The sequence below is a fragment of the Streptomyces olivaceoviridis genome, assembly GCF_014650115.1.
Classification (GTDB): Bacteria; Actinomycetota; Actinomycetes; order Streptomycetales; family Streptomycetaceae; genus Streptomyces; species Streptomyces olivaceoviridis.
This window is the reverse complement of sequence record NZ_BMUI01000003.1, coordinates 179,931-206,303: the sequence shown is the minus strand read 5'-3', so window position 1 is coordinate 206,303 and position 26,373 is coordinate 179,931. Positions and strand designations below refer to the sequence as shown.

General features: G+C 71.7%; 22 protein-coding genes and 1 tRNA gene. 15 read left to right on the top strand and 8 right to left on the bottom strand.

Going from position 1 to position 26,373, the window contains the following annotated elements; translation table 11 throughout:
- Window positions 1–20 precede the first annotated feature (20 nt).
- The 4 genes from IE273_RS07400 to IE273_RS07385 all read right to left on the bottom strand — a co-directional run bounded on the left by IE273_RS07400 (window position 21) and on the right by IE273_RS07385 (window position 4,417).
- Window positions 21–854, bottom strand: a complete 834-nt coding sequence (locus IE273_RS07400) for an S-methyl-5'-thioadenosine phosphorylase (RefSeq protein ID WP_041665266.1) — start codon at window positions 852–854, stop codon at window positions 21–23.
- Window positions 855–953: 99 nt separating this feature from the next.
- Window positions 954–1,280 carry an FmdB family zinc ribbon protein gene (locus IE273_RS07395; RefSeq protein ID WP_189814336.1) on the bottom strand — a complete coding sequence of 109 codons (327 nt, stop codon included), beginning with the start codon at window positions 1,278–1,280 and terminating at the stop codon, window positions 954–956.
- A gap of 67 nt (window positions 1,281–1,347) precedes the next feature.
- On the bottom strand, window positions 1,348–2,643 hold the full coding sequence (locus IE273_RS07390) for an MFS transporter (protein ID WP_189814335.1): 1,296 nt from the start codon (window positions 2,641–2,643) through the stop codon (window positions 1,348–1,350).
- Window positions 2,644–2,887: 244 nt separating this feature from the next.
- Entirely contained in the window at window positions 2,888–4,417 is a 1,530-nt protein-coding gene (locus IE273_RS07385; RefSeq protein WP_229887115.1) for a potassium/proton antiporter, read from the bottom strand.
- A 196-nt stretch (window positions 4,418–4,613) separates the two neighbouring features.
- Between IE273_RS07385 and IE273_RS07380 the strand changes: the two genes are divergently transcribed.
- Window positions 4,614–7,469 carry a penicillin acylase family protein gene (locus IE273_RS07380; RefSeq protein WP_189814334.1) on the top strand — a complete coding sequence of 952 codons (2,856 nt, stop codon included), beginning with the start codon at window positions 4,614–4,616 and terminating at the stop codon, window positions 7,467–7,469.
- A gap of 72 nt (window positions 7,470–7,541) precedes the next feature.
- Here IE273_RS07380 and IE273_RS07375 read toward each other — a convergent pair whose 3' ends face one another.
- A complete protein-coding gene (locus IE273_RS07375) occupies window positions 7,542–8,162 on the bottom strand; it encodes a 5-formyltetrahydrofolate cyclo-ligase (RefSeq protein ID WP_189814333.1) in 621 nt (206 codons plus the stop codon).
- A gap of 95 nt (window positions 8,163–8,257) precedes the next feature.
- Between IE273_RS07375 and galU the strand changes: the two genes are divergently transcribed.
- From galU to IE273_RS07340, 7 genes are all read left to right on the top strand, one after another.
- Window positions 8,258–9,169, top strand: a complete 912-nt coding sequence (gene galU / locus IE273_RS07370; RefSeq protein WP_189814332.1) for a UTP--glucose-1-phosphate uridylyltransferase GalU — start codon at window positions 8,258–8,260, stop codon at window positions 9,167–9,169.
- Window positions 9,166–10,488, top strand: coding sequence for a molybdotransferase-like divisome protein Glp (gene glp, locus IE273_RS07365; RefSeq protein WP_189814331.1), 1,323 nt, complete (start codon window positions 9,166–9,168; stop codon window positions 10,486–10,488). Before galU ends, glp begins: the two co-directional genes overlap by 4 nt.
- A gap of 84 nt (window positions 10,489–10,572) precedes the next feature.
- Window positions 10,573–11,085: a cyclic pyranopterin monophosphate synthase MoaC gene (moaC, locus tag IE273_RS07360; protein ID WP_014673247.1), complete on the top strand. Its 513-nt coding sequence runs from the start codon at window positions 10,573–10,575 to the stop codon at window positions 11,083–11,085.
- Window positions 11,082–11,585, top strand: a complete 504-nt coding sequence (locus IE273_RS07355; protein ID WP_189814330.1) for a MogA/MoaB family molybdenum cofactor biosynthesis protein — start codon at window positions 11,082–11,084, stop codon at window positions 11,583–11,585. Before moaC ends, IE273_RS07355 begins: the two co-directional genes overlap by 4 nt.
- A 26-nt stretch (window positions 11,586–11,611) precedes the next feature.
- The gene (locus IE273_RS07350) at window positions 11,612–12,220 is read left to right on the top strand and encodes a GNAT family N-acetyltransferase (protein ID WP_189814329.1); all 609 of its coding nucleotides are present in this window, start codon (window positions 11,612–11,614) and stop codon (window positions 12,218–12,220) included.
- A 177-nt stretch (window positions 12,221–12,397) separates the two neighbouring features.
- On the top strand, window positions 12,398–13,636 hold the full coding sequence (gene sepX / locus IE273_RS07345; protein ID WP_189814328.1) for a divisome protein SepX/GlpR: 1,239 nt from the start codon (window positions 12,398–12,400) through the stop codon (window positions 13,634–13,636).
- Window positions 13,637–13,727: 91 nt separating this feature from the next.
- Window positions 13,728–13,801 (top strand) — tRNA-Ala (locus IE273_RS07340).
- A gap of 113 nt (window positions 13,802–13,914) precedes the next feature.
- Here IE273_RS07340 and IE273_RS07335 read toward each other — a convergent pair.
- Complete coding sequence (locus IE273_RS07335; RefSeq protein ID WP_189814327.1) at window positions 13,915–14,391, bottom strand: GNAT family N-acetyltransferase; 477 nt, start codon at window positions 14,389–14,391, stop codon at window positions 13,915–13,917.
- A 90-nt stretch (window positions 14,392–14,481) separates the two neighbouring features.
- On the opposite strand from IE273_RS07335, the gene IE273_RS07330 reads away from it, so the two are divergent.
- Window positions 14,482–15,276, top strand: coding sequence for an exodeoxyribonuclease III (locus IE273_RS07330; RefSeq protein ID WP_229887140.1), 795 nt, complete (start codon window positions 14,482–14,484; stop codon window positions 15,274–15,276).
- Between the two features lie 92 nt (window positions 15,277–15,368).
- Here IE273_RS07330 and IE273_RS07325 read toward each other — a convergent pair whose 3' ends face one another.
- Entirely contained in the window at window positions 15,369–15,986 is a 618-nt protein-coding gene (locus IE273_RS07325) for a MerR family transcriptional regulator (protein WP_189814623.1), read from the bottom strand.
- 178 nt (window positions 15,987–16,164) lie between these two features.
- Here IE273_RS07325 and IE273_RS07320 point away from each other — a divergent pair, with 178 nt between their 5' ends.
- From IE273_RS07320 to IE273_RS07305, 4 genes are all read left to right on the top strand, one after another.
- The gene (locus IE273_RS07320) at window positions 16,165–17,694 is read left to right on the top strand and encodes a flavin-containing monooxygenase (RefSeq protein ID WP_189814325.1); all 1,530 of its coding nucleotides are present in this window, start codon (window positions 16,165–16,167) and stop codon (window positions 17,692–17,694) included.
- The gene (locus IE273_RS07315; RefSeq protein WP_189814324.1) at window positions 17,691–18,644 is read left to right on the top strand and encodes an alpha/beta fold hydrolase; all 954 of its coding nucleotides are present in this window, start codon (window positions 17,691–17,693) and stop codon (window positions 18,642–18,644) included. The genes IE273_RS07320 and IE273_RS07315 overlap by 4 nt, the downstream gene beginning before the upstream one ends.
- The gene (locus IE273_RS07310; protein WP_189814323.1) at window positions 18,641–19,525 is read left to right on the top strand and encodes an SDR family oxidoreductase; all 885 of its coding nucleotides are present in this window, start codon (window positions 18,641–18,643) and stop codon (window positions 19,523–19,525) included. Before IE273_RS07315 ends, IE273_RS07310 begins: the two co-directional genes overlap by 4 nt.
- Before the next feature lie 89 nt (window positions 19,526–19,614).
- The gene (locus IE273_RS07305) at window positions 19,615–19,842 is read left to right on the top strand and encodes a hypothetical protein (protein ID WP_189814322.1); all 228 of its coding nucleotides are present in this window, start codon (window positions 19,615–19,617) and stop codon (window positions 19,840–19,842) included.
- Window positions 19,843–19,918: 76 nt separating this feature from the next.
- Here the strand turns inward: IE273_RS07305 and IE273_RS07300 are convergent, their stop codons facing one another.
- The gene (locus IE273_RS07300; RefSeq protein ID WP_189814321.1) at window positions 19,919–23,212 is read right to left on the bottom strand and encodes a S41 family peptidase; all 3,294 of its coding nucleotides are present in this window, start codon (window positions 23,210–23,212) and stop codon (window positions 19,919–19,921) included.
- A 181-nt stretch (window positions 23,213–23,393) separates the two neighbouring features.
- On the opposite strand from IE273_RS07300, the gene IE273_RS07295 reads away from it, so the two are divergent.
- A complete protein-coding gene (locus IE273_RS07295; protein WP_189814320.1) occupies window positions 23,394–23,996 on the top strand; it encodes a TetR/AcrR family transcriptional regulator in 603 nt (200 codons plus the stop codon).
- A 104-nt stretch (window positions 23,997–24,100) separates the two neighbouring features.
- Window positions 24,101–26,302, top strand: coding sequence for an MMPL family transporter (locus tag IE273_RS07290; RefSeq protein ID WP_189814319.1), 2,202 nt, complete (start codon window positions 24,101–24,103; stop codon window positions 26,300–26,302).
- The last annotated feature ends 71 nt before the right edge of the window (window positions 26,303–26,373 follow it).

The following is a 26,373-nucleotide window of genomic DNA, read 5'->3' as shown; positions in this document are numbered from 1 at the left end:
CCGGCCCCCCAAGCCCCGCCCTACGGCAGCGCGAACCCCGGGTCCATCCCGCCCAGCGCGTTCACGCACAGGCAGTCCCGCTCCCCGGTCTCCGGAAGGGCCGCCACCGCGTCGAAGAGCACGCCGCGCAGCCGGTCCACGTTGGCCGCGAACACCTCCAGCACCTCCTCGTGCGAGACGCCCTCACCGGTCTCGGCGCCCGCGTCGAGGTCGGTGACCAGGGTCAGCGAGGTGTAGCACAGCTCCAGCTCCCGGGCGAGCGCCGCCTCGGGATGGCCGGTCATGCCCACCACCGACCAGCCCTGGGCCTGGTGCCACAGCGATTCGGCGCGCGTCGAGAAGCGCGGGCCCTCGACCACGACCAGCGTGCCGCCGTCCACCGGCTCCCAGTCCCGTCCGCGGGCGGCCTTCAGCGCGGCGGCACGCCCGGTGGGGCAGTAGGGGTCGGCCATGGACACGTGCACGACGTTCGGCACGGTGCCGTCCGGCAGCGGCAGTCCGTCGAAGTAGGTCTGTGCCCGGGACTTCGTACGGTCCACGAACTGGTCGGGCACGAGCAGGGTGCCCGGCCCGTACTCGGGACGCAGGCCGCCCACCGCACACGGACCGAGCACCTGCCGTACGCCGACGGAGCGCAGGGCCCACAGGTTGGCGCGGAAGTTGATGCGGTGCGGGGGCAGATGGTGGCCACGGCCGTGCCGGGGCAGGAAGGCGACCTTCCGGCCGGCGATCTCCCCGAGGAAGAGCGAGTCGCTGGGCGCCCCGTAGGGGGTGTCCACCTGGACCTCGGTCACGTCGTCCAGGAAGGAGTAGAAACCCGAACCGCCGATTACGCCGATCTCTGCTTTGGCCATGACCAGCACACTAGCGGGCCGCGACGACGTGGGGGAGCCGGTGCCGGAGAACGCCGAAGACCCTGCCGTCGTGCGACGGCAGGGTCCGGATGGGAGGTGTCAGGCGGCGGAGCTGCTGGCGGAGCTGCTGGCGGAGCCGGAGCTCGACGAGGACGAGGACGTCGACGAGGACGAGGACGTCGAGGAGGACGCCTTCGTGTCGGACGACGAGCCGGCCGGCTTCGACGCCGGGGTGCTGCTCGACGTGGAGCCGCGGGAGTCGTTGCGGTAGAAGCCCGAGCCCTTGAAGACGATGCCGACTGCGGAGAACACCTTCTTCAGGCGGCCGTTGCAGTTGGGGCACACGGTCAGGGCGTCGTCGGTGAACTTCTGCACCGCCTCAAGGCCCTCGCCGCACTCGGTGCACTGGTACTGGTAGGTCGGCACTGTCTTCCTCCTGGCACTCTCACTCGATGAGTGCTAACGACGGTCCATAGTGACGTATTCCCGGGAATCAGTCCACCGTGACCGGCACGCGGTGACCGACGCCACGCGCGACCGTGCGGTTCCCGTGCCGTGCGGCCAGCCGCGACCGCAGCGTCACCAGGGTCACCAGCGCGAGCACGGTGCCGGCCATCGGCACCAGGAACCCGGAGCCGTCCCACAGCCGGTCCTCCAGCTGTCCCGCGACCGTGACGGCGGCGGCCTGGCCGAGCGCGACGGCGCCGGTCAGCCAGGTGAAGGCCTCGGTCCGGGCACCGGCCGGGACCAGGCCCTCGACCAGCGTGTAGCCGGTGATCAGCGCCGGGGCGATGCACATGCCGACCAGCAGGCCGAGCGTGGCGAGCAGCAGCACCGAGTGTGCCGTCCACAGGGCGGACGCCGCCACCGCGAGCGCCGTGTAACCGATCACGAGGCGCTTCTGCGGAGCCGTCTTCCAGGCGACCGCGCCGCAGACGATGCCGGACAGCATGTTCCCGGCGGCGAAGACGCCGTACAGGACGCCGTTCAGGCCGGGCTCGCCGATCGACTCGGTGAAGGCCGCGAGCGACACCTGCATGCCGCCGAAGACCGAGCCGATGCCGAGGAAGGTGACGACCAGCACGCGCACGCCCGGGACGCGCAGGGCGGAGGCGTGCCGCACGCGCGCGTGCCCGCTCTCCCGGGACACCGGCGGCTGCGTGCTCTTCCGCGCGGCGAACAGCAGACCGCCGACGAGGGTCAGCCCGGCCTCCGTGACCAGGCCCGCGGCCGGTGTCACGGCCGTGCACAACGCGGTCGCCAGCAGGGGGCCGACGACGAAGGTCAGCTCGTCCGTGACCGACTCGAACGCCGCCGCCGTGGTCATCAGGGGCGAGCCCTGGAGCTTCACACCCCAGCGCGCCCGCACCATCGGGCCGACCTGAGGTATGGAGGCACCGGTCGGGACGGCGGCCAGGAACAGCGCCCACAGGGGCGCGTGTGCCAGCGCGAGCGCGGTCAGGGACAGGCCGGAGAGCGTGTGCACCAGGACGCCGGGGATCAGTACGGCCCGCTGGCCGTAGCGGTCGGCGAGGCGCCCGCCGTACGGCGCGAACAGCGCCATGGAGACGCCGGTGGCGGCCGCGGCGGCGCCCGCGGCACCGTACGAGCCGGTGGTGTGCTGGACGAGCAGCACGATCGAGAGGGTGAGCATCGCGAACGGCTGGCGCGCGGCGAAGCCGGGGAGCAGGAACGTCCAGACGCCGCGGGTGCGCAGCAGCTGTCCGTATCCGGGGCGGGGCGACGTCGACGGGTTCTCCGCCGGCTCGGTGGTGACCGTGGACTCCACGGCCCGTGCCTTTCTTCCGCCTGGTAGCGCGCCCGTGCGGGGGCGCCGAGAGCTGTCCTCTTGCGCGGAACTGCGGTAGATACCGGTGCCTCCGCAAAGGATGTTCCGGCCGCCATACGGTCGCGCCAGCTCTGCATCAGGCAGAGTTGGTTCGATCAGGGTGCCTTCATACTACAGGGATCATGGCTTGTGCCCCTGTGAAAGCGAGCACGCTCGCAGGGGGCGCCTGTGATTGCCGCGGGGCTCACCCGTGTGTGCCGTCCGTGCCCAGCCAGCCCGCCAGCTTGCCGCCGTGGGCGACCGCGCGCAGTCGCCGTTCCGCCGCGTCGCGGACCGGGTCGGTGGCGACGACCAGCAGTTCGTCGCCGTGCCGCAGCACGGTCGAGGGCAGCGGCACGAACGATTTCTCCTCGCGCACGACGAGGGTGACGGCCGCGCCGGGCGGCAGCCGCAGCTCGCTGACCTCCACGCCGTGCATCCGGGAGCCCTCGGGGACGGTGACGGACAGCAGGTGTCCCTGGAGCCGCTCCAGGGGCGCCGACTCGATGCCGAGGTCGGCGGCCTCGCCCTTCTCGCCCAGCCGGAGCGTGCGGGCCAGCCAGGGCAGGGTCGGCCCCTGGACGAGGGTGTAGACGACGACCAGGACGAAGACGATGTTGAAGATGCGGCGGCTGCCGGCGACGCCGTTCACCATGGGGATGGTCGCCAGGATGATGGGCACGGCGCCGCGCAGCCCGGCCCAGGACATCAGGATCCGCTCCGGCCGCGGTACCCGGAACGGCACCAGGCTGACCAGCACGCTCAGCGGGCGGGCCACCATGGTCAGCACCAGCCCGATGACCAGCGCGGGCACGATGTCGTCGCCCAGTTCGTGCGGGGTGACCAGCAGGCCGAGCACGACGAACATGCCGATCTGGGCGATCCAGCCGAGTCCCTCGGCGAAGCCGCGGGTGGCGGGCCAGTGGGGGAGCCTGGCGTTGCCTAGGATCATGGAGGCCAGGTAGACGGCGAGGAAGCCGCTGCCGTGCGCCAGGGAGCCGGCGGCGTACGCCGTGACGGCGATGGCCATCACGGCGATCGGGTAGAGACCGGAGGCGGGCAGCGCGACGTGCCTGAGCCCCCAGGAGCCGATCCAGCCCACCGCGATGCCCAGGGCCGCGCCGATGGCCAGCTCCAGGACTATCTCGCCCAGCAGCAGGTACCAGTGCTCGACCGGGCCGGCCGTGGAGAAGGCGACGACCAGGATGACCACCGGGGCGTCGTTGAAGCCGGACTCGGCCTCCAGTGTGCCCGTCACGCGCGCGGGGAGGGGGATTTTCCGCAGGACCGAGAAGACCGCCGCCGCGTCCGTCGACGACACCACCGCCCCGATGATGAGCGCCTGCCGCCACTCCAGCCCGACCAGATAGTGCGCGCCCGCCGCGGTGACGCCCACGCTGACCGCGACTCCCACCGTCGCCAGCACGGAGGCGGACGGCAGGACCGGCCGGATCTCCTTCCACTTCGTGCCCAGACCGCCCTCGGCGAGGATCACGACCAGGGCCGCGTACCCCATGACCTGGGTCATCGCGGCGCTGTTGAACTGGATGTGGCCGATGCCGTCCTGGCCCATGAGGACGCCGATCCCCAGGTACACGAGCAGGCTGGGGAGCCCGCTGCGGGAAGAGACCCGGACGGCCGCGACGGCGACGAGCAGGACGATGGAGCAGATGAGCAGGAGCTGGTTGAGGTGGTGAACAGTCAGGGGGCGTTCCTCCTCCGGGATCGGGCCCACGGATCGTCGGTTACTTCGTTACCTTACCTAACTCTTGACGATTTCTTGACGTTCGGCGAGGCAAGATCGAACGCTCGTACGCGCTGGTTCCCGACTCCGCGTCAAGCGGGACAGGGCCCTGCGCCTATGGTTGCTCCAGCGCTCATTCAAAGTCACAGCCCGACCTGCCGCTCGCGTTAGGACAGCAAGGACAGCGATGCCCCCCAACACCACCGCCACCACGGGTGACACCGCCGCAGCGGGTGCCACGTCCGTCAAGTCCGGCAGGAAGAAGGGGCGCAAAGCCCGACTCATCGTGCTGGTGCTGGTCCTGGCCATCATCGGAGGCATCGCCTACGGGGCGTACTGGTCGATCAGTACCGTCCGCGCCTCCTTCCCGCAGACCACCGGTTCGATCAAGCTCGACGGCCTGTCCGGGCCGGTCGACGTCAAGCGGGACGGCTACGGCATTCCGCAGATCTACGCGTCCTCGGACGAGGACCTGTTCATGGCGCAGGGCTACGTCCAGGCGCAGGACCGGTTCTACGAGATGGACGTGCGCCGGCACATGACCTCCGGGCGCCTGTCGGAGATGTTCGGCAAGGGCCAGGTCAAGAACGACGAGTTCCTGCGCACCCTCGGCTGGGACCGGATCGCACGGCAGGAGTACGACACCAAGCTGTCGGCTTCCAGCAAGAAGTACCTCCAGGCGTACGCCAAGGGGGTCAACGCCTACCTCCAGGGCAAGGACGGCAAGGACATCTCCCTGGAGTACGCGGCGCTGGGCCTGACCAACGACTACAAGCCGGAGAAGTGGACCCCGGTCGACTCCGTCGCGTGGCTGAAGGCGATGGCCTGGGACCTGCGCGGCAACATGCAGGACGAGATCGACCGCGCCCTCATGACCAGCCGCCTCGGCCCGCAGCAGATCCAGGACCTGTACCCGGCGTACCCCTACGGCCGCAACAAGCCGATCGTCCAGGAGGGCCAGTACGACGCGGTGACCCAGGCCTTCCAGCAGAGCGGCGCCACGGGCTCCGCTGCGGGCACGACCGGCACGACCGGTACGACGGGCACGACGGGCACCCAGGGCACGGCCGGCGGCGCCACGGGCTCTTCTCAGGGCACGACGGGCACGACCGGCTCCTCCACCTCGGCCGGGACCGGTTCGGGCCTCACGAGCCAGCTGGACGGCCTCTACAACGTCCTGGACGACCTGCCCACGGCCGTCGGTGTGAACGGCCAGGGCATCGGCTCCAACTCCTGGGTGGTCGCCGGGAAGTACACCATCACCGGCAAGCCGCTGCTCGCCAACGACCCGCACCTGTCGGCGTCCCTGCCGTCCGTCTGGTACCAGATGGGCCTGCACTGCCGCACCGTCTCCGCCAAGTGCCAGTACGACGTGACCGGCTACACGTTCGCCGGCATGCCCGGTGTGGTCATCGGCCACAACGGGAAGATCGCGTGGGGCCTGACCAACTCCGGCGTCGACGTCACCGACCTCTACCTGGAGAAGGTCAGCGCGAACGGCTACCTGTACGACGGCAAGATCCGGCCGTTCAAGACCCGCGAGGAGACCATCAAGGTCGCCGGGGGCTCGGCCAAGACGATCGTCGTCCGGCAGACCCAGGACGGGATGCCGCTGCTGTCCGACCGTGACGACGAACTCGTCCAGGTCGGCAAGAGGGCCACCGTGAACACCGCCGCGCCCGACCGCGGCGACGGCTACGGCATCGCCCTGCGGTGGACCGCGCTCGACCCGGGCACGACCATGGACGCCGTGTTCGCCCTCGACAAGGCCGGGGACTGGAGCGACTTCCGCGCGGCGGCGGCCCTGTTCGACGTGCCCTCGCAGAACCTGATCTACGCCAGCACGGACAACCACATCGGCTACACGCTGCCCGGCAAGATCCCCACCCGCACCGCGAAGGACTCCGGCGCCGTCCCGGTGCCGGGCTGGGACTCGAAGTACCGCTGGAAGGGCTTCCTCAAGCAGGACGAACTGCCCTACGAGTACGACCCGGAGCGCGGCTACATCGTCACCGCCAACCAGGCCGTGGTCGACCCGGACAAGTACCCGTACACCCTCACCACCGACTGGGGTTACGGCACCCGCAGCCAGCGCATCACCGACCTGATCGAGTCCAAGATCAAGGACGGCGGCAAGATCTCCACCGACGACATGCGGCAGATGCAGACGGACAACAGCAGCGAGATCGCCAAGCTCCTGGTGCCCAAGCTGCTGAAGATCAACTTGGACGACCCGGAGGTCCGCCAGGCGCAGAAGCTGCTGGAGGGCTGGGACTACACCCAGGACGCCGACTCCGCGGCGGCGGCGTACTTCAACGCGGTCTGGCGCAACATCCTCAAGCTCGCCTTCGGCAACAAGCTGCCCAAGGAGCTGCGCGTCAAGGGACAGTGCCTGTGGGTCGACAAGATCGACAGCACCGGCCCGGTGGACGACGAGACCAAGGTGCGCGAGTGCGGCCAGCGCGACGCCGACCAGGCGCAGCCGGACGGCGGCGACCGCTGGTTCGAGGTCGTGCGCACCCTGATGGACAAGCCGGACAGCGACTGGTGGAAGACGCCCAAGTCGGGCACCCGTCCCGCCGCCGAGAACCGGGACCAGCTCTTCGCCCGCGCCATGATCGACGCCCGCTGGGAGCTGACCGCCAAGCTCGGCAAGGACATCGACACCTGGAGCTGGGGCCGTCTGCACCGGCTGTTCCTGAAGAACCAGACGCTCGGCACCGAGGGCCCCAAGGTTCTTCAGTACCTCCTCAACCGCGGCCCGTGGAAGCTCAGCGGCGGTGAGGCGACGGTGAACGCGACCGGCTGGAACGCCGCCGGCGGCTACAACGTGGTCTGGGTGCCGTCCATGCGGATGGTCGTCAACCTCGCCGACCTCGACAAGTCCAAGTGGATCAACCTGAGCGGTGCCTCCGGGCACGCCTTCAGCGCGCACTACACGGACCAGACGAGCAAGTGGGCCAAGGGCGAGCTGCTGCCCTGGTCGTTCTCGGGCAAGGCGGTGGACAAGAGCACGAGCGACACCCTGGTCCTCCAGCCCTGACCACCGGCACACGGTACGGAACGGCCCTCCACGCGCGCCTGGAGGGCCGTTCCGCGTTTCAGGGGAAAAGGGTCAGCCCTGCGGGAAGCGGCGCACTCCCGACGGCGTCACCACCGCGTGCACCGGTTTGTCGTGCGCCTCCGCCGGGACGCGCGCGACGACCTCCGTGTCGTAGAGCAGCACCGCGAGCCGGGGGCGCGCGCCCGCGCGCTCCAGCCGGGCCAGCACCCGGTCGTACGACCCTCCGCCGCGCCCGAGGCGCATCCCGCGCGCGTCCACCGCGAGCCCGGGCAGCAGGACCACGTCCGCGTCCGTCACGGCGTCCGGGCCGAGACGCGGACCGGAGGGCTCGAAAAGAGCCATCTTGCCGCCGTGTTGCACCCGGGTGAGGGAGTCCGGGCCGGCGTACTCGCCCCAGTCCAGGTCGTTGTCGGGCAGCAGCGCGGGGAGCAGGACGCGCACGCCCCGCGCGCGCAGCGCGTCCATCAGGGCGAGCGTGCCGGGTTCGCTGCCCACCGAGACGTACGCCGCCACCGTGCGGCCACGCGCCAGCTCGGGCAGCTCCAGGGCGCGCTCGGCCAGCGCGCGGCCCGCCACGCGGACGTCATCCGCCGTCAACCTGTTCCTCACCCCGAGGAGCTCTCGCCGAAACGCGCGCTTGTCAGGCTCGCCCGTACGTCCGTCGTGTTCCACTGGTCGTCCTCGCACCCTTCCTAATGCAGGCCATATAAGGGTCAAGCAACCTGAGCCACAGATTCCCCACAAAGGCACCGGATATGGTTGCGGGCATGACTCAGTCCCACCCCAGGATCAGCAAGGCTGTCATTCCCGCAGCCGGCCTCGGCACCCGGTTCCTGCCGGCTACCAAAGCCACTCCCAAGGAGATGCTGCCGGTCGTAGACAAGCCGGCGATCCAGTACGTGGTCGAGGAGGCCGTGTCGGCGGGGCTCGACGACGTCCTCATGATCACCGGGCGCAACAAGCGGCCCCTTGAGGACCACTTCGACCGCAACTACGAGCTGGAATCTGCGCTGCAGAAGAAGGGTGACGCCGAACGGCTCGCGAAGGTGCAGGAGTCCAGCGACCTGGCCACCATGCACTACGTGCGCCAGGGCGACCCCAAGGGCCTCGGGCACGCCGTGCTGTGCGCCGCCCCGCACGTCGGCCACGAGCCCTTCGCCGTCCTCCTCGGCGACGACCTGATCGACCCGCGGGACCCGCTGCTCGCGCGCATGATCGAGGTCCAGGAGCGGCACGGCGGCAGCGTCGTCGCCCTGATGGAGGTCGCGCCCGAGCAGATCCACCTCTACGGCTGCGCCGCGGTGGAGGCCACCGCCGACGGCGACGTGGTCAAGGTGACCGGACTGGTCGAGAAGCCGGACCCGGCGGACGCCCCCTCGAACTACGCGATCATCGGCCGTTACGTCCTCGACCCGCACGTCTTCGGCATACTGCGCAAGACCGAGCCGGGCCGCGGCGGCGAGATCCAGCTCACCGACGCGCTCCAGCAGCTCGCGCAGGACGAGAAGGTCGGCGGCCCGGTGCACGGCGTCGTCTTCGAGGGCCGCCGCTATGACACCGGTGACCGTGGCGACTACCTGCGTGCCATTGTCAGACTCGCATGCGAACGTGAGGACCTGGGCCCGGACTTCCGGACCTGGCTTCGCAGTTACGTAGCCGAGGAGATGCAGCAATCTTGAGCAGCGCCGCGACCCGCCCCGCCGGCCCGGACGACCTGTGGTCGGTGGACGAGCATCTTGAGGACATCCTCTCGACCGTCCGCCCCCTCGAACCCATCGAGCTGCACCTGCTCGACGCCCAGGGCTGCGTCCTGGTCGACGACGTCACGGTGCCGGTGTCCCTGCCGCCGTTCGACAACAGCTCCATGGACGGGTACGCGGTGCGGGTCGCGGACGTGGCGGGCGCCGGGGAGGAGTTCCCGGCCGTCCTGGAGGTCGTCGGGGACGTCGCGGCCGGCGCGGCCGACCTGGTGCGGGTCGGCCCCGGACAGGCCGCCCGCATCATGACCGGCGCGCCGCTGCCGCCCGGTGCCGAGGCCGTCGTCCCCGTCGAGTGGACCGACGGCGGGCTCGGCGAGGGCCCGGTCAGCGGCATGCGGGCGCGCAGCCTGGCCCCCGAGGGCGCCGAGGGCCACGTGCACGTGTACCGCTCCGCCGAGGCACGCGCGCACGTGCGGGCCAAGGGCAGCGACGTGAAGGCCGGGGACCTCGCCCTGGAGGCCGGGACGGTCCTCGGCCCGCCGCAGATCGCGCTGCTCGCCGCGATCGGCCGCGGCACGGTGCGGGTGCGCCCCCGCCCGCGGGTGGTCGTGATGTCCACCGGCAGCGAACTCGTCCAGCCCGGCGAGCGACTGGCCGGCGGGCAGATCTACGACTCCAACAGCTTCGCCCTCACCGCCGCCGCGCGGGACGCGGGCGCCATCGCCTACCGGGTGGGCGCCGTCGCCGACGACGCCGAGACCCTGCGCTCCACCATCGAGGACCAGCTCATCCGCGCCGACCTGCTGGTGACCACGGGCGGGGTGAGCGTCGGGGCGTACGACGTCGTCAAGGAGGCGCTGTCGTACGCCGGGGACGCGGACGAGGCGGGCAGCGGCGTCGAGTTCCGCAAGCTCGCCATGCAGCCCGGCAAGCCCCAGGGCTTCGGCGCCATCGGCCCCGACCACACCCCGCTGCTGGCACTGCCCGGCAACCCCGTGTCGTCGTACGTCTCCTTCGAGCTGTTCGTCCGGCCCGCCATCCGCGCGCTGATGGGCGTCACGGACCTCCACCGGCCCCGCGTGCGGGCTGTCCTCAAGGCCGACGGGGCGCTGCGCTCGCCGAAGGGGCGCCGCCAGTTCCTGCGCGGTACGTACACCGACGGCGAGGTGACCCCCGTGGGCGGTGCCGGCTCCCACCTGATCGCCGCGCTGGCGCAGGCGGACGCGCTGATCGTCGTGCCCGAGGACGCGGAGTCCGTCGAGCCCGGCAGCGAGGTCGAGGTGGTCCTGCTCGGCTGAGCTCCGCCGGTTGGCGGTACCGTGTCGCGCACAGCAGGCCCGCGCGCCCTACCGCGCCGGGCCCGGACCGGGAGCGCCACAGCCATGACCCAGCCTTCCCGGGGGGAGACCCCCGGAGCCCCTGCGCAGGACCGACTGACGCACATCGACGAGGCGGGCGCGGCCCGCATGGTCGACGTGTCCGGGAAGGACGTGACCGCGCGCACCGCCCGCGCCAGCGGCCGGGTCCTCGTCGCACCACGCGTGGTCGAGCTGCTGCGCGGCGAGGGCGTGCCCAAGGGGGACGCCCTGGCCACCGCGCGGATCGCCGGGATCATGGGCGCCAAGCGCACCCCGGATCTGATCCCCCTGTGCCACCCGTTGTCGGTGTCCGGTGTGACACTGGACCTGTCGGTCGCGGACGACGCCGTGGAGATCCGGGCCACCGTGAAGACCACGGACCGCACGGGCGTCGAGATGGAGGCCCTCACCGCTGTGACGGTCGCCGCGCTCACCGTGATCGACATGGTCAAGGCGGTCGACAAGGGGGCGGTCATCACGGACGTACGGGTGGAGGAGAAGACGGGCGGCAAGTCGGGCGACTGGAGCAGGACATGACCTACCGTGCTCTGGTGATCACCGCTTCCAACCGGGCCGCCGCGGGCGTATACGCGGACAAGGGCGGCCCGCTGGTCGCCGACGGCCTCAGGAGCCTCGGGTTCGACGTCGACGGCCCGCAGGTCGTCCCCGACGGCGACCCCGTGGAAGCGGCCCTGCGCGCGGGCGTCGCCTCCGGGTACGACGTCGTCGTCACCACCGGCGGCACCGGCCTGTCGCCCACCGACCGCACCCCCGAGGCGACCCGCGCGGTGATCGACCACGAGGTGCCGGGCATCGCGGAGGCCGTTCGCGCGTACGGCCGGGAGAAGGTGCCGACCGCCGCGCTGTCCCGGGGCCTGGCGGGAGTGGCCGGGCGCACGCTGATCGTCAACCTGCCCGGGTCGACCGGCGGGGTGCGCGACGGCCTCGCCGTGCTGGAGCCCCTGCTGATCCATGCCGTCGACCAGATCCGCGGCGGTGACCACCCGAGACCCGGCGGTACGGGGGGTGCGAGCTGAACACCCCTTCCTGGCCCGTCGTACTGGTGGACGGCGATGTCGTCCTCCGGCCGATAAAGCTGCGCGACCAGCGGGTCTGGCGCGAGGTGAACCGGCGCAACCGCGACTGGCTGCGCCCGTGGGAGGCGACCATCCCGCCGCCCACGCCGAGCGGACCGATAGCGCACCGGCCGACCTACCGCCAGATGGTCCGGCATCTGCGCTCCGAGGCGAACGCGGGCCGGATGCTGCCGTTCGTCATCGAGTACCAGGGGCAGCTGGTCGGGCAGTTGACGGTCGCCGGGATCACCTGGGGCTCGATGTGCTCGGGGCACGTCGGGTACTGGGTGGACGAGGCGGTGGCCGGGCGCGGGGTGATGCCGACGGCTGTCGCGCTGGTGGTGGACCACTGTTTCCGCACGGTCGGCCTGCACCGCGTCGAGGTCTGCATTCGCCCCGAGAACCGGCCGAGCCGGCGGGTGGTGGAGAAACTCGGATTCCGCGAGGAGGGGCTCCGGCCGCGTTATCTGCACATCGACGGCGCCTGGCGCGACCATCTCGTCTTCGCGCTCACCGCGGAAGAGGTGCCCGACGGGTTGCTCACACGGTGGAAGCGGGCACGCTCTCGCGGGAGCCAGCGCACCGAGAGCCAGTAAATTGAATATATGTTCGAAAATGATCGGCTGTTGACTGTCTCGGGGCGCTGAATTTCCCGGCCGCGGTGGTCCTCTGATCGCAAGGGTCGCAAAAAATGCTGGAAATATGAGCCAGATCGTGCGACACACCGGCCCAATTGGCGGATGGCCTCACGCAAACCCCTCTACGGTGTGAGCGTGAGCAGCAGCGGCCTCATCTACGCAGTCATTGTCGGGGCCTGGGCCGCCTACTTGGTGCCGATGTGGCTCCGTAGGCAGGACGAGCTGAACGAGGCCCGTCCGACGGAACGCTTCAGCACCGCCATCCGGCTGCTGTCCGGACGGGCGGGTATGGAGCGTCGGTACGCCAGGGACCTGCGGGCGCGCTCCGCCCAGGAGGGGGAGCAGGGCGCCGTCGATCCGGACGCCGCCACCGACTCGGTGGACGTCCGGGCCTTCGCCGTGCCTCCGACCCGCCGTCAGGTGGCCGCGGAGGCCGAGCCCGAGGCGCCCGGCGGCACCGAAGCGGCGAGCGACCACGCCTCAGTTCCGGCGTCCCGGCCCGCCCCCGTGCCCGCGCCCGTGCCCCCACCGGCCCAGCAGCGTGAACCGGCAGCACGGAGCGTGTCCTCGGCGCAGTCGGCCGCGGCACGCGCCCGGCGCACGAAGGTGCTCGCGCGCCGTCGGCGCACCACCGTGATGCTCTTCCTCGCCTTCACACTCGGCGCGATCGTCGCCGCCGTCGGCGGCCTCGCCTTCCTCTGGGTGCCCGGCGCGCCCGCCATGCTGCTCAGCGCGTACATCGCCTATCTGCGGGCGCAGGAGCGCCGCCGGTTCGCCTACCAGATGGACCGGCGCCGTGCCGAGGCCGCCGCCCAGCGCCTGCGCGAGCGCCAACCGCGCCGGCGCGCGTCCCTCGACACGGGACCGGGCGCCGAGGAACCGGAGGAGGGTCAGCCCGCCGAGACCGACACCGGCCTGTCCGCGCTCGCCGCCGACCGGCGCGCCCTCGTCGAGCAGACCGACCACGCCGAGTGGGTCGACCAGCAGCGCGAGCGGCAGCGGCGGCCCGGTCACGGGGACAGCTGGGACCCGGTGCCGGTGCCGCTGCCGACGTACGTGACCGCGCCCGTCGCCCCGCGCGCCACCTCCGACGTCGATCTCGGCGCACCCGACACCTGGAGCTCGGCGCGGTCCAGCGCGGTCGTGCCGGAGCATGAGGCGGGCTCCGCGCCCAAGAGCGAGGCGCGCGACCCGGAGGCGGTGCCCGGGGAGAAGAAGGGGGACAAGGCCGCGGACGGCCGTCCCCACGCCCGGACCCGCTCGCGCGGCGCGGCCTCCGCCGTGGCCGCCGCACGCCGGGCACGGGAACGCGGACGCACGCCGCTCTTCGACCAGTACGAGGACGGCGACCGCCCGCGCGCGGCCAACGAGTGACCCGGGTCACCCCGGAAACCCCCGTCCTGACCAGTCAGGGAGCGGATTTCCAAGCACCCCGATCAGGATGCTAGAGTTTCACTCGTTGCAAGGGCCTGTGGCGCAGTCCGGTAGCGCACCTCGTTCGCATCGAGGGGGCCAGGGGTTCAAATCCCCTCAGGTCCACTGCACGACGAAGATCCCGTCGGTCATCATGACCGGTCGGGATCTTCGTCGTTTCCAGCGGCAGCAGCGGCGGCATCGCCGCCGCCTGAGCGGCGGCTTCACCGCCCCCGGGGTCACAGCCGCTTGGCGTAGCAGAGGCTTTCCTCGTGGTGCCGGTAGTAGCCGAACTTCGCGCACGGCTCATAGCCGGTGGAGGCGTACAGGGCGATGGCCTCCGGCTGCTTGGTGCCCGTCTCCAGGACCATGCGGACCCGGCCGGCCATGCGGGCGTCCTCCTCCAGGGCCGCGAGCATGCGGCGGGCCAGGCCCCGGCCGCGCATCTCGGCGACGACGTACATGCGCTTCAGTTCCGCGTCGCCGTCCTCGTTGCCCTCCTCGTTGCGGTCCTGGCTGCGCCAGCCGCCGGTGGCCACGGGGCGGTCGCGCTCGTCGTAGGCGATCAGGTACACGCCCTGGGGAGGGTCGAAGTCGGCGGCGTCCAGGACCGTGGCGTCGCCGCCGTCGCCGTAGCGCTGGTCGTACTCGGCCTGGACCTCGTCGTTGAGCTTCACGGCGTCGGGGTGATCGAAACGAACGCGGCGGATAATCATGCTGGGTATCGTACTTCTATGCAATCGACGGGAGGCCCCGGATTTTGTGGACCCGGACCAGTGTGCCGGTATCGTGCCCGGGTGCTGACTGTGACCTCGGTGAACGTGAACGGGCTGCGGGCCGCCGCGAAGAAGGGCTTCGTGGAGTGGCTCGCCGGGACGGACGCGGACGTCGTCTGCCTTCAGGAGGTGCGCGCCGAGCCGCACCAGCTGCCCGACGAGGCCGGCCGGCCCGACGGCTGGCACGTCGTGCACGCCCCGGCCGCCGCCAAGGGCCGCGCGGGCGTCTCCCTCTACACCCGGCGCGAGCCCGACCGGGTCCGGGTCGGCTTCGGCTCCGCCGAGTTCGACGGCAGCGGGCGGTACGTCGAGGCCGAGCTGCCCGGTGTCACCGTCGCCTCCCTCTACCTGCCCTCCGGTGAGGTCGGCACCGAGCGGCAGGACGAGAAGATCCGCTTCATGGGCGAGTTCCTGGCCCACCTGAAGGAGCTGCGCGAACGGGCCGCCGCCGACGGGCGCGAGGTCCTGGTCTGCGGTGACTGGAACATCGCGCACCGGCAGGCCGACCTCAAGAACTGGCGCGGCAACACCAAGAACTCCGGCTTCCTGCCCGAGGAGCGGGACTGGCTCGGCCGGGTGTTCGCCGCCGAGGAGGGCGGCTACGTCGACGTCGTCCGCGCCCTGCACCCGGACGCGGAGGGTCCGTACACCTGGTGGTCGTACCGGGGGCGGGCCTTCGACAACGATTCGGGCTGGCGCATCGACCTCGCCGTGGCGACGCCTGGGCTGGCCCGGCGTGCGGTCAAGGCGGTGGTGGAGCGAGCGGCCAGCCATGAGGAGCGCTGGTCGGACCACGCGCCGGTGACGGTGGTCTTCGATATGTGAGGTGGACCGCGCGAGGCCCCGTCGGCCGGCGGGGCCTCGCGCGGTCCACGGTGGTCGGCTCAGCCGCTCTGCGGGGCCCCCTCGATCAGACCTCAGCCTTTGTTCAGTCGGCGGTCCAGTGCCAGTGAGAGTTCCGCCTCCACGACGCTGCGGGCCAGCGGGCGCAGCCGGCGCAGGTCCTCCTCGGGGCCGTGGCGCAGGATCAGGTCGGTGAAGAGCTCGGCCAGGGCGTCGGCGTGGTCGCGGACGCGGGCGGCGGCCGTCAGCACCTCGGCGAGCGGGATGCCCTCGCGGACCAGCGCGGAGGAGACGTCCAGCAGGCGCCGGCTGATGTGGACGATCTCGTCGCCGTCGGTGCCGAGATAGCCCAGTTCCAGGGCGGCGGCCAGGTTCTCGGGGGTGACCTCGCCCTCGAAGCGGGCGGCGAGTTCCTCGGGGGTGAGGCGGACGGGCTCCTCCTCGGTGGGGGTGCCGACGCCCAGCAGGTCGGCGACATCGCGGCCCTGGTCGAGGGCGTCCGCGAGTTCCGCTATGCCGTTCAGGGTGTGGCCGCGCTCCAGGAGTGCCGCGATGGTGCGCAGCCGGGCCAGGTGGTGGTCGTCGTACCAGGCGATGCGGCCCTCGCGGCGGGGCGGTCCTATCAGCTTGCGTTCGCGGTAGAAGCGCAGGGTGCGCACGGTGATGCCCGCGCGGCGGGCCAGCTCCTCCATGCGGTACTCGCGCCTGACCGTGGGGTGTTCCGCGTCCTCTGCCACGACCGCAGCCTATGGCGTACCGGCGGTAACTTTCCTTCCGTCGCCCCCTACCGCTCAGTAGGCGGCTGCTCTACAGTCCCATTGCGCCAGTGTTCACTGGCAGGGTTCCTAGGCGATGCGTGGAGGCTTCGGGATGGCCGAGCACGAGCATGTACGGGTGGCGGTGATCGGGTCCGGGTTCGGCGGGCTGGGGGCCGCCGTGCGGCTGCGCCGCGAGGGGATCACCGACTTCGTCGTACTGGAGCGGGCGGACAGCGTCGGCGGCGCCTGGCGGGACAACAGCTACCCCGGGTGCGCCTGTGACGTGCCCTCGCACCTCTACTCCTTCTCCTTCGCGCCCCACCCGGACTGGCCGCGCACCTTCTCCGGGCAGCGGCACATCCGCGCCTATCTGGAGCACGTCACCGACCTCTTCGGACTGCGCCCGCACCTCCGCCTCGACTCCGAGGTCAAGCTGATGACCTGGGACAACGAGAACCTGCGGTGGACCATCGAGACCACGCGCGGCGCGCTGACCGCCGATGTCGTCGTCTCCGCCACCGGGCCGCTGTCCGACCCGAAGGTCCCCGAGGTCCCCGGCCTGGATTCCTTCCCCGGCAAGGTGTTCCACTCCGCCCGCTGGGACCACGACTACGACCTGCGCGGCAAGCGGGTCGCCGTGGTCGGCACCGGTGCCTCCGCCATCCAGATCGTCCCCGCCATCCAGCCGCAGGTCGGCCGGCTCACCCTCTTCCAGCGCACCCCGCCCTGGGTGCTGCCCCGTGTCGACCGCGCCATCAGCGGCGCCGAGCGCTGGCTGCACCGACGGCTGCCCGTCACCGCCCAGGTCCGGCGCGGACTGCTGTGGGGCATCCGGGAGCTCCAGGTCCAGGCGTTCACCAAGCGCCCGGACGAACTCGGCCTGGTCGAACAGCTCGCCAAGCGGAACATGGCCCGCGCGATCAAGGACCCGGCCCTGCGCGCCAAGCTCACCCCGGACTACCGCATCGGCTGCAAGCGGATCCTGTTGTCCAGCGCGTACTACCCGGCGCTGGCCAGGCCGAACGTGGACGTCGTCGCCAGCGGGCTGAGCGAGATCCGCGGGTCCACGGCGGTGGCGGCCGACGGCACCGAGGCCGAGGTCGACGCGATCGTCTTCAGTACCGGCTTCCACGTCACGGACATGCCCATCGCCGAGCGCGTGGTCGGCGCGGAGGGAATCACGCTCGCGGAGTCCTGGAAGAACGGCATGCGGGCGCTGCGCGGCGCCTCGGCGGCCGGATTCCCGAACTGGATGACGATCATCGGGCCCAACACGGGCCTCGGGAACTCCTCGATGATCCTCATGATCGAGTCCCAGCTCAGCTACATGGCCGACTATCTGCGCCAGCTCGACGTCCTGGGCGGCCGTACCGCCCTCGACGCCCGGCCCGCCGCGGTCGACGCCTGGAACGACCGGGTGCAGGAGCGCATGAAGCGGACCGTGTGGAACACCGGCGGCTGCACCAGCTGGTACCTGGACGCGAGCGGCCGCAACACCACCATCTGGCCCGGTACGACGACCGAGTTCCGGCGCGCCACCCGGCGGGTGGACCTCGCGGAGTACGAGGTCCTGCGGAAGCCCGCGCCGGTGTCCGGCCCCGGCGCCGGGCCGGCCGGCCGGAAGAGCGGGGCCGCCGCATGAGCCGGAGCGCCCACGTCACCGCCGGCCCTTACGCGCCTCCCGCCCCGGCCCGCACCCTCACCGCCGTCTCCGCCGACGGCGCGCGGCTGCACGTCGAGGTGCACGGCCCTCAGGACGCGCCACCGGTCGTCCTCGCCCACGGCTGGACCTGCTCGACGGCGTTCTGGGCGGCCCAGATACGGGACCTGGCCGCCGACCACCGGGTGATCGCCTACGACCAGAGGGGGCACGGGCGCAGTCCCGCGGGTCCCGCCTGCACCACCGAGGCGCTGGCGGACGATCTCGAAGCGGTGCTCGCGGAGACGCTGACGCGCGGGGAGAAGGCGCTCGTCGTCGGTCACTCCATGGGCGGCATGACGGTCATGGCCGCGGCCGAGCGCCCCCGCTTCCGGGAACACGCCGCCGCCGTCCTGCTGTGCAGCACGGGGAGTTCGCGGCTGGTCGCCCAGTCGCGTGTGGTGCCGTTGCGCGCCGGGCGTGTGCGCACCTGGATCACCGGGCGCGTCCTCGGTTCCCGCGCGCCCCTCGGGCCCGTCACACCGGTCGCGCGGAGCATCCTCAAGTACGCCACGATGGGGGCCGGTTCCGCCCCGCACATGGTGGAGGCGTGCGCGCGGATCGTGCACGCCTGCCCGCGCACCGCGCGCCACGCCTGGTCGGCCGTCCTCGCCGCGCTCGATCTCGACCACGGCGTACGGCGGTTGAGCGCGCCCACCGCCGTGCTGCACGGCGCGTCCGACCGGCTCACGCCTCCGGCGCACGCCCGGGCGCTGGTCGCCGCGCTGCCGCACTGCGTCGGCCTCACCGAGCTGCCCGGCGTCGGCCACATGACCCCGATCGAGGCCCCGGAGCCGGTGACGGCCCGCATCCGGGAACTCGTCGGCACGTATGTCACGGGGGCCGCCCCCGGGCACGGTTCCACCCCCGCGCGGATCAAGGAGGGCGCATGAGCAGGGTCAGCCTCGAAGGGCAGGTCGCGGTCGTCACGGGAGCGGCGCGCGGCGTCGGTGAGCTGCTGGCGCGCAAACTGTCCGCGCGCGGCGCGAAGGTGGCGCTGGTCGGGCTGGAGGAGGAGGCGCTGAAGGAGGTCTCCGGGCGGCTGCACAGCGACAGCGCCCACTGGTACGCCGACGTCACCGACCACGAGGCGATGAGCCGGGTCGCCGAGGAGGTGAAGGCACGGTTCGGGAAGGTCGACATCGTGGTCGCCAACGCCGGTGTGGCGACGGGCGGTCCGTTCGCCGACTCCGATCCGCAGGCGTGGCGGCGGGTGATCGAGGTGAACCTCATCGGTTCGGCGGTGACCGCGCGGGCGTTCCTCCCGGTGCTCGTGGAGAGCCGCGGCTATCTGCTCCAGATCGCCTCGCTCGCCGCGATCACACCCGCGCCGATGATGACGGCGTACTGCGCGTCCAAGTCGGGCGTGGAGGCGTACGCGCACAGTCTGCGTGCCGAGGTCGGCTACCAGGGCGTCCGCGTCGGTGTCGGGTACCTGTCCTGGACCGACACCGACATGGTGCGCGGCGCCGACCAGGACGACGTCATGCGGGAGCTGCGGCAGCGGCTGCCGTGGCCGTCCAACAAGACCTACCCGCTGGGTCCCGCCGTGGACCGGCTGGTGGAAGGGATCGAGCGGCGTTCGGCGCATGTGTACGGGCAGTGGTGGCTGCGTGGCATGCAGGGCGTGCGCGGTTATCTGCCGGTACTCGTCGGGACGGTCGGGCAGCGCGAGATGAAGCGGTTCGCGCCCCGTCTGAAGGGCATGCGTTCCGGGCTCGTCGGCGCAGGTGGGGCGGCCGACGAGACGGCCCGCGCTACGCACCGTAACTGATCGACATGCAGAGCGTGTTCGCCCGTGTGAATCTGGTCGAGGCCCCACCGACGGGGCCGGACCCCCACTCATCACGGGAGTGAACCCACATGGGTATGAAGGACCAGTTCCAGGAGAAGTCGCGCCAGGCCAAGGAGAAGATGGACCAGGGCCGCGAGAAGGCCGGCCAGCGCGGCCCGCAGCAGGGCCGCCAGGGCCAGCAGCAGGGCCGTCAGGGCCAGCAGCCGCCGGAGCGGGGTGGCCACCAGAACCACCGTGACATCGAGGACACGGAGCAGCAGATGGAGGACCGGTTCGACCGGGACTACGACGCCTGACCGCTGTGCTCGGCCTCGGCCAAGTGACGTGGGTGCCCTTCTTCCAGGAGGGCACCCTGCGTCGGTTCCGGAGGGCTCAGGAAGTCGCCCTCGGGGGCAGTTCCGGGCGGGATCTGTTCGGGACGTCGCTGTAGGTCGGGGGGACCGCCGCCGGGTTGGACTCCAGGAGTTCCAGGGCGAGTTCGACCGCGTCGGCGAGCTGGGCGTGGCGGCCCTCCGCCCAGTCCAGGGGGGTGCGCAGGATCTCCAGGTCGGGAGCGACGCCGTGGTTCTCCACGGACCAGCCGTAGGCGTCGAACCAGGCCGCGTTCATGGGTACGGTGATGACCGTGCCGTCGCCGAGGCGGTGCCGGCCGGTCATGCCGACCACTCCGCCCCAGGTGCGCTGGCCGACGACCGGGCCGAGCTTCAGCAGCTTGAAGGCGGCGGTGATCATGTCGCCGTCGGAGGACGTCGCCTCGTCGGCCAGGGCCACCACGGGCCCGCGCGGGGCGTTCGAGGTGTACGACACCGGTTGCGCGTTCCGGGTCAGGTCCCAGCCCAGGATCGTCCGGGTCAGCTTCTCGATGACGAGTTCGCTGATGTGGCCGCCCGCGTTGCCGCGCACGTCCACGATCAGCGCGGGCCGGGACACCTCCATGCGCAGGTCGCGGTTGAACTGGGCCCAGCCGGAGCCGCCCATGTCGGGGATGTGCAGGTAGCCGCACTTGCCGCCGCTCAACTCGCGGACGACCTCGCGGCGTTTGGCCACCCAGTCCTGGTAGCGCAGCGGCCGTTCGTCGACGAGCGGGACGACCGCGACCCGGCGGGCGTGCCCGGTCTCGTCCTCGGACGGGGTGAACGTCAGCTCCACCGTCGTACCGCCCGCGCCGGCCAGCAGCGGGTACGGGCCCGTCACCGGGTCGACCGGGCGGCCCTCGACGTGGGTCAGGACGGCGCCCTCGCGGATGCCCGTGCCGGCCAGCGGCGAGCGGGCCTTGGAGTCGGAGGAGTCGCCGGCGAGGATGCGCTTGACCACCCAGCGGCCGTCCCGGCGGACGAAGTTGGCGCCGAGGAGGCCCTGCCAGCGCTGGTAGTGCGGCGGGCCCTCGTTGCGGCGGGCGGCGGTGACGTAGGCGTGCGAGGTGCCCAGCTCGCCGAGGACCTCGCGGAGCAGGTCGGCGAACTCGTCGGGGGACGCGACCCGTTCGACCAGCGGACGGTACTGGTCGAGCACCGCGGCCCAGTCGATGCCGCACATGCCCGGCTCCCAGAAGTAGGCGCGGATCAGACGGCCCGCCTCGTCGTAGGCCTGGCGCCACTCGGCGGGCGGGTCGGCCTGGTGCAGGATGCGGCGCACGTCGATCCAGACGGTCGAGTCCGCGTCGCCGACCTCGGTCGACGGCACCGCCCGCAGCTCGCCCTCGTCCACGACGACCAGCCGGGTGCCGTCGCCGCTCACGGTGAACCAGTCCAGGTGATCGACCAGTTCGGACTTCTTCGCCTTGGTGATGTTGAAGTACTCCAGGGTCGGACGTCCGCTGACGTCGGCCGGATTGACGAAGGTCTCGCCGAGCGCGCCGGAGATCGGCCAGCGCAGCCAGACCAGACCGCCGCCCGAGACCGGGTGCAGCCCGGAGTACTTGGAGGCGATGACCGGGAACGGGGTGACCCGGTTCGCCAGCCCCTCGGCCTCGACCGTCACCGTGCCGGCCTCGCCGGTCTCCTCGTCCTCCAGCGGATCGAGCCCGCCGGCGGCCGGGCGGCCCTCGGGGTTCAGGGCGAACGGGGAGGGGGTCGCCGAGGAGAGCGGGACCAGGTACGGGCGGCAGCCGAGCGGGAAGGACAGGTCGCCGGTGTGCACGTCGTAGACCGGGTCGAAGCCGCGCCAGGAGAGGAAGGCGAGGTAGCGGCCGTCGCGGGTGAAGACCGGGTTCTCGTCCTCGAAGCGGCCGTCCGTCACGTCGACGATCAGCCGGTCCTTGATGCGGGCCAGCTTGATCTTGCGCAGGGAGCGTCCGATGCCGGGGTGCGACCAGGTGAGCCAGGAGCCGTCGGGGGAGAAGGCGAGGTCGCGGACCGGGCCGTTCAGGGACCGGATCAGCTCGGTGATCGTGGTCTCCGCCCCGGTCTCCCCCTCCTCCGCCTCCGGCGCCCCCTCTTCCGGTTCCGCCGCCCCGTCCTCCGGCACGTCGATCAGCAGCAGCCGCCCGTCGTGCGAGGCCACCGCCAGGCGTTCGCCCTCTGGGTCGCAGGCCATCTCCAGGACCCGGCCGAGCGCGCCGGACGCCAGCCGCCGGGGCGCGCGGTCACCGGTGGCGCGGGGCAGGTGGACGATCTCGACGGCGTCCTCGCCCTCGGCGTCGGTGACGTAGGCGATCTGCCCGGTGGAGCCCAGCATCTCCGGCAGCCTGACCCGGACGCCGGGCGTGTCGGTGATCGTACGGGCGGGGCCGTCGCGGTGGGTGAGCCAGTACAGGCTGCCGCGGACGACGACCGCGCTGGCCCGGCCGGTGTCGTCCACGGAGATGCCGTCGATGTTCTGCGCGGCCGGCACCTGGTAGCGGCGGCGGCCGGTGCGCGGCCCGGCGAGCCGGACGTCGAGCTTGCGCGGCGTGCCGCCCGGGGAGAGGTCGTCCACCAGCCACAGGTCGCCCGCGCACTGGTAGACCACCCGCTCGCCGTCGCCGGCGGCGTGCCGGGCGTAGAAGGCGTCGTGGTCGGTGTGCCGGCGCAGGTCGGTGCCGTCGTGGGCGCAGGAGTAGAGGTTGCCGACGCCCTCGTGGTCGGAGAGGAAGGCGATCCGGCCGGCGACGAACATGGGGCAGGCCAGATGGCCGTCGAGGTCCGGCAGCAGGCGTCGCCCGTGCAGCCACAGCCGGCCCGTGGCGCCGCCGCGGTACCGCTTCCAGGAGGCCGGTTCGTGCGGCGGGGTGCCGGTGAGCAGCAGGGTCCTGTGCTCGCCGGCGAGGTCGGCGCACTGGATGTCGGCGACCGGGCCCCAGGGCAGGCGCCCGCCCGGATCGCCGTCGGCGGGGACCTTGTAGGCCCAGGTGAAGTGGGAGAAGGGCTGGCCGTGGGAGGCCACGGCCAGGATGTCGCCGTCCGGGGTCCAGCCGCACACCTGGGTGTCGGCGCTGCCCCAGTACGTCAGCTGGCGTCCGGGGCCGCCGTCGACGTCGACGAGGTGGATCTCGGGGACCAGGCTGCGCCAGGTCGTGTAGGCGATCCGGCGGCCGTCGGGCGAGAAGCGCGGGTGGCCGGTCTTGGTGCGGTCCGCGGTGAGCCGCCAGGCGCGGCCCGGGGCGTCGAGGGGGGCCAGCCAGAGGTCGTCCTCCGCGACGAAGCACAGCAGGTCACCGCTGAGGTGGGGAAGGCGCAGATAGCTCACGCTCCCCATGCTTTTCCGGTCACACGGCGCGAGCAACTTGTGGGGTCCGGGCCGCCCCCTTCCTTGCAGGCCCTTCACCTTCGTGACCCACCGCACGTACGAAACGGTTTCGTTTCGCTGATCCACGGGGTATCTTCGTGGATGTACGAGGAAGAAGCTCCGGAGCGGGAAGGTGACGGGCATGACCGAAGCCGTCGCGGCGACACGTCGCAGCCGGATCACCCCCGAGCGCGAGGCCGAGCTGTACGAGGCCGTGCTCGACCTGCTCCGCGAGGTCGGCTACGACGCCCTCACCATGGACGCCGTGGCCGCCCGCACCCGGTCCAGCAAGGCCACGCTCTACCGCCAGTGGGGCGGCAAGGCCGAACTGGTGGCCAAGGCCGTGCGGCACAACAAGCCGGGCCGGGCCGGCGACGTCGACACCGGCTCCCTCAGGGGCGATCTGCACGCGCTCACCCTGCGTGCGGACGACTGCGAGATGGAACAGAGCTCCGCGCTGATGCGGGGCCTGGCCATGGCGGTGCACGGCAACCCGGATCTGCTCAAGGCGTTCCGGGAGCACCTCATCGAGCCGGAGATGGCGGAGTTCCACCGCGTGCTGCAACGGGCGGTCGACCGGGGCGAGGTCCGTGCGGACAACCCCGCGATCAGATTCGTGATGCACATGATGATCGGCGCGTTCGCCGCCCGCACCATGATCGACGAGCAGCCGCCGACGCAGGACTTCCTCCTTTCGTACATCGACGCCGTGGTTCTCCCCGCCTTCGGCGTACCCGCGAGCTGAACGCTCTTCCCGAGCAAGCCCACCACCTGACGTCACCGCTCACGTCGTCGGGCTGATCACCCCTGCCCAGCTGAACCCAACGACCTGACCGGGAGTACGCCTCCGTGGCCACGTTCCTCTACAAACTCGGCCGCCTCGCCTTCCGGCGACGGCACTTCGTCGCCCTCATATGGGTCGCGCTGCTCACCCTCGCCGGGGTGGGCGCCGCCTCCGCGCCGGCCGCCGGCAACACATCCTTCTCCGTCCCCGGTACCGAGGCCCAGAAGGCCTTCGACCTGCTGGAACAGCGCTTCCCCGGGATGAGCGCCGACGGCGCCACCGCCCGGGTCGTCTTCAAGGCCCCGAAGGGCGAGAAGATGACGGACGCCGTCAACAAGGCGACCGTCGAGAAGACCGTCAAGGAGCTGCGCAGCGGCTCCGAGGTCGCCTCCGTCGCCGACCCCTACACCGGGCACGCCGTCAGCGAGAACGGCACCATCGCCTACGCCTCGGTGAAGTACGAGGTCTCCGGCATGGAGCTGGCGGACTCCTCCAAGGACGCCCTGACGGACGCGGCCCAGGACGCGCGGGACGCGGGCCTCACCGTCGAGATCGGCGGTGACGCGCTGAGCGCGACCCCTGAGACCGGCTCCAGCGAGATCATCGGCATCGCGGTCGCCGCGGTCGTCCTGGTCATCACCTTCGGCTCGCTGCTCGCGGCCGGCTTCCCGCTGCTCACCGCCATCATCGGCGTCGGCATCGGCGTATCCGCGATCACCGCGCTCGCCAGCGCCCTGGACCTGGGCACCACCACCTCCACCCTGGCCTCGATGATCGGCCTCGCCGTCGGCATCGACTACGCCCTCTTCATCGTCTCCCGCTACCGCGCCGAACTCGCCGAGGGCCGCGAGCGCGAGGACGCGGCCGGACGCGCCGTCGGCACGGCGGGCTCGGCGGTCGTCTTCGCCGGCCTCACCGTCGTCATCGCCCTGGTCGGCCTGTCCGTCGTCAACATCCCGATGCTGACGAAGATGGGCATCGCCGCGGCGGGCACGGTCGCCATCGCCGTCCTCATCGCGCTGACCATGATCCCGGCGCTGCTCGGCTACGCCGGCCGCAGGATCAAGCCGGCCGGCCAGAAGAGCAAGCTGCTCGGCGGCGGCCGTACGCCGAAGAAGCCGGGCCGCCCCAACATGGGCACCCGCTGGGCGAGCTTCGTCGTCCGCCGCCCGGTCGCCGTCCTGCTGCTCGGCGTGCTCGGCCTCGGCGCGGCGGCGATCCCGGCCGCCTCCCTGGAGCTCGGCCTGCCCGACGACGGCTCCCAGCCGACCTCCACCACCCAGCGCCGCGCCTACGACCTCCTCTCCGAGGGCTTCGGACCCGGCTTCAACGGCCCGCTGTTGATCGTCGTCGACGCCAAGGACAGCGCCGACCCCAAGGCCGCGTTCGCCGAGGTCGGCGACGAGATCAAGGGACTGAAGGACGTCGTCACGGTCACCCCGGCCGCGCCCAACAAGGCCGGCGACACCGCGACGATCACGGTCGTCCCCGACTCCAAGCCGTCCTCGACCACCACCGAGGACCTGGTGCACGCCATCCGCGACAAGGGCGCGGACATCGCCCGGAAAACCGACTCCCAGATCCTGGTCACCGGCTCTACGGCGATGAACATCGACGTCTCGCAGAAGCTGAACGACGCGCTCCTGCCGTACCTGGCCCTGGTGGTCGGCCTGGCCTTCCTCCTGCTCATCGTGGTCTTCCGCTCGATCCTGGTCCCGCTGAAGGCGGCGCTCGGCTTCCTGCTCAGCGTGATGGCGGCCCTCGGCGCCGTGGTCGCGGTCTTCCAGTGGGGCTGGCTGTCGGGCCTGATGAACGTCGAGGAGACCGGCCCGGTCATGTCGATGATGCCGATCTTCATGGTGGGCGTCGTCTTCGGCCTCGCGATGGACTACGAGGTGTTCCTCGTGACCCGCATGCGGGAGGCGTACGTCCACGGCGAGAAGCCCAGCCAGGCCGTGGTGACGGGCTTCAAGCACGGCGCCCGGGTCGTGACCGCCGCCGCCGTCATCATGATGGCCGTCTTCTCCGGCTTCATCGGCTCCAGCGAGTCGATGGTCAAGATGATCGGCTTCGGCCTCGCCATCGCGGTCTTCTTCGACGCGTTCCTCGTGCGCATGGCCATCGTCCCGGCGGTCCTCGCCCTGCTCGGCAAGCGGGCCTGGTGGCTGCCGAAGTGGCTGGACCGCGCACTGCCCAACGTGGACGTGGAGGGCGAGGGCCTGCGCGCCCACGCCACCGAGGAGGAGAAGGAGCTGGTACGCGCCTGACGTACCGCTCCTGACACAGAGCCGCCGGTGAGGGTGCCCGTGGGGACGGGGCTGCACCCTCACCGGCTTTC

Bases quoted from the DNA above. Each gene is read 5' to 3' on its own strand.
- IE273_RS07295 (WP_189814320.1), top strand. From the start codon at position 23,394: ATGACCGAAGCCGTCGCGGCGACACGTCGCAGCCGGATCACCCCCGAG.
- IE273_RS07325 (WP_189814623.1), bottom strand. From the start codon at position 15,986: ATGGAGGAGCTGGCCCGCCGCGCGGGCATCACCGTGCGCACCCTGCGC.
- IE273_RS07380 (WP_189814334.1), top strand. From the start codon at position 4,614: ATGCCCCCCAACACCACCGCCACCACGGGTGACACCGCCGCAGCGGGT.
- IE273_RS07315 (WP_189814324.1), top strand. From the start codon at position 17,691: ATGAGCCGGAGCGCCCACGTCACCGCCGGCCCTTACGCGCCTCCCGCC.
- IE273_RS07305 (WP_189814322.1), top strand. From the start codon at position 19,615: ATGGGTATGAAGGACCAGTTCCAGGAGAAGTCGCGCCAGGCCAAGGAG.
- IE273_RS07400 (WP_041665266.1), bottom strand. From the start codon at position 854: ATGGCCAAAGCAGAGATCGGCGTAATCGGCGGTTCGGGTTTCTACTCC.
- galU (WP_189814332.1), top strand. From the start codon at position 8,258: ATGACTCAGTCCCACCCCAGGATCAGCAAGGCTGTCATTCCCGCAGCC.
- moaC (WP_014673247.1), top strand. From the start codon at position 10,573: ATGACCCAGCCTTCCCGGGGGGAGACCCCCGGAGCCCCTGCGCAGGAC.
- IE273_RS07355 (WP_189814330.1), top strand. From the start codon at position 11,082: ATGACCTACCGTGCTCTGGTGATCACCGCTTCCAACCGGGCCGCCGCG.
- IE273_RS07310 (WP_189814323.1), top strand. From the start codon at position 18,641: ATGAGCAGGGTCAGCCTCGAAGGGCAGGTCGCGGTCGTCACGGGAGCG.
- IE273_RS07335 (WP_189814327.1), bottom strand. From the start codon at position 14,391: ATGATTATCCGCCGCGTTCGTTTCGATCACCCCGACGCCGTGAAGCTC.
- IE273_RS07320 (WP_189814325.1), top strand. From the start codon at position 16,165: ATGGCCGAGCACGAGCATGTACGGGTGGCGGTGATCGGGTCCGGGTTC.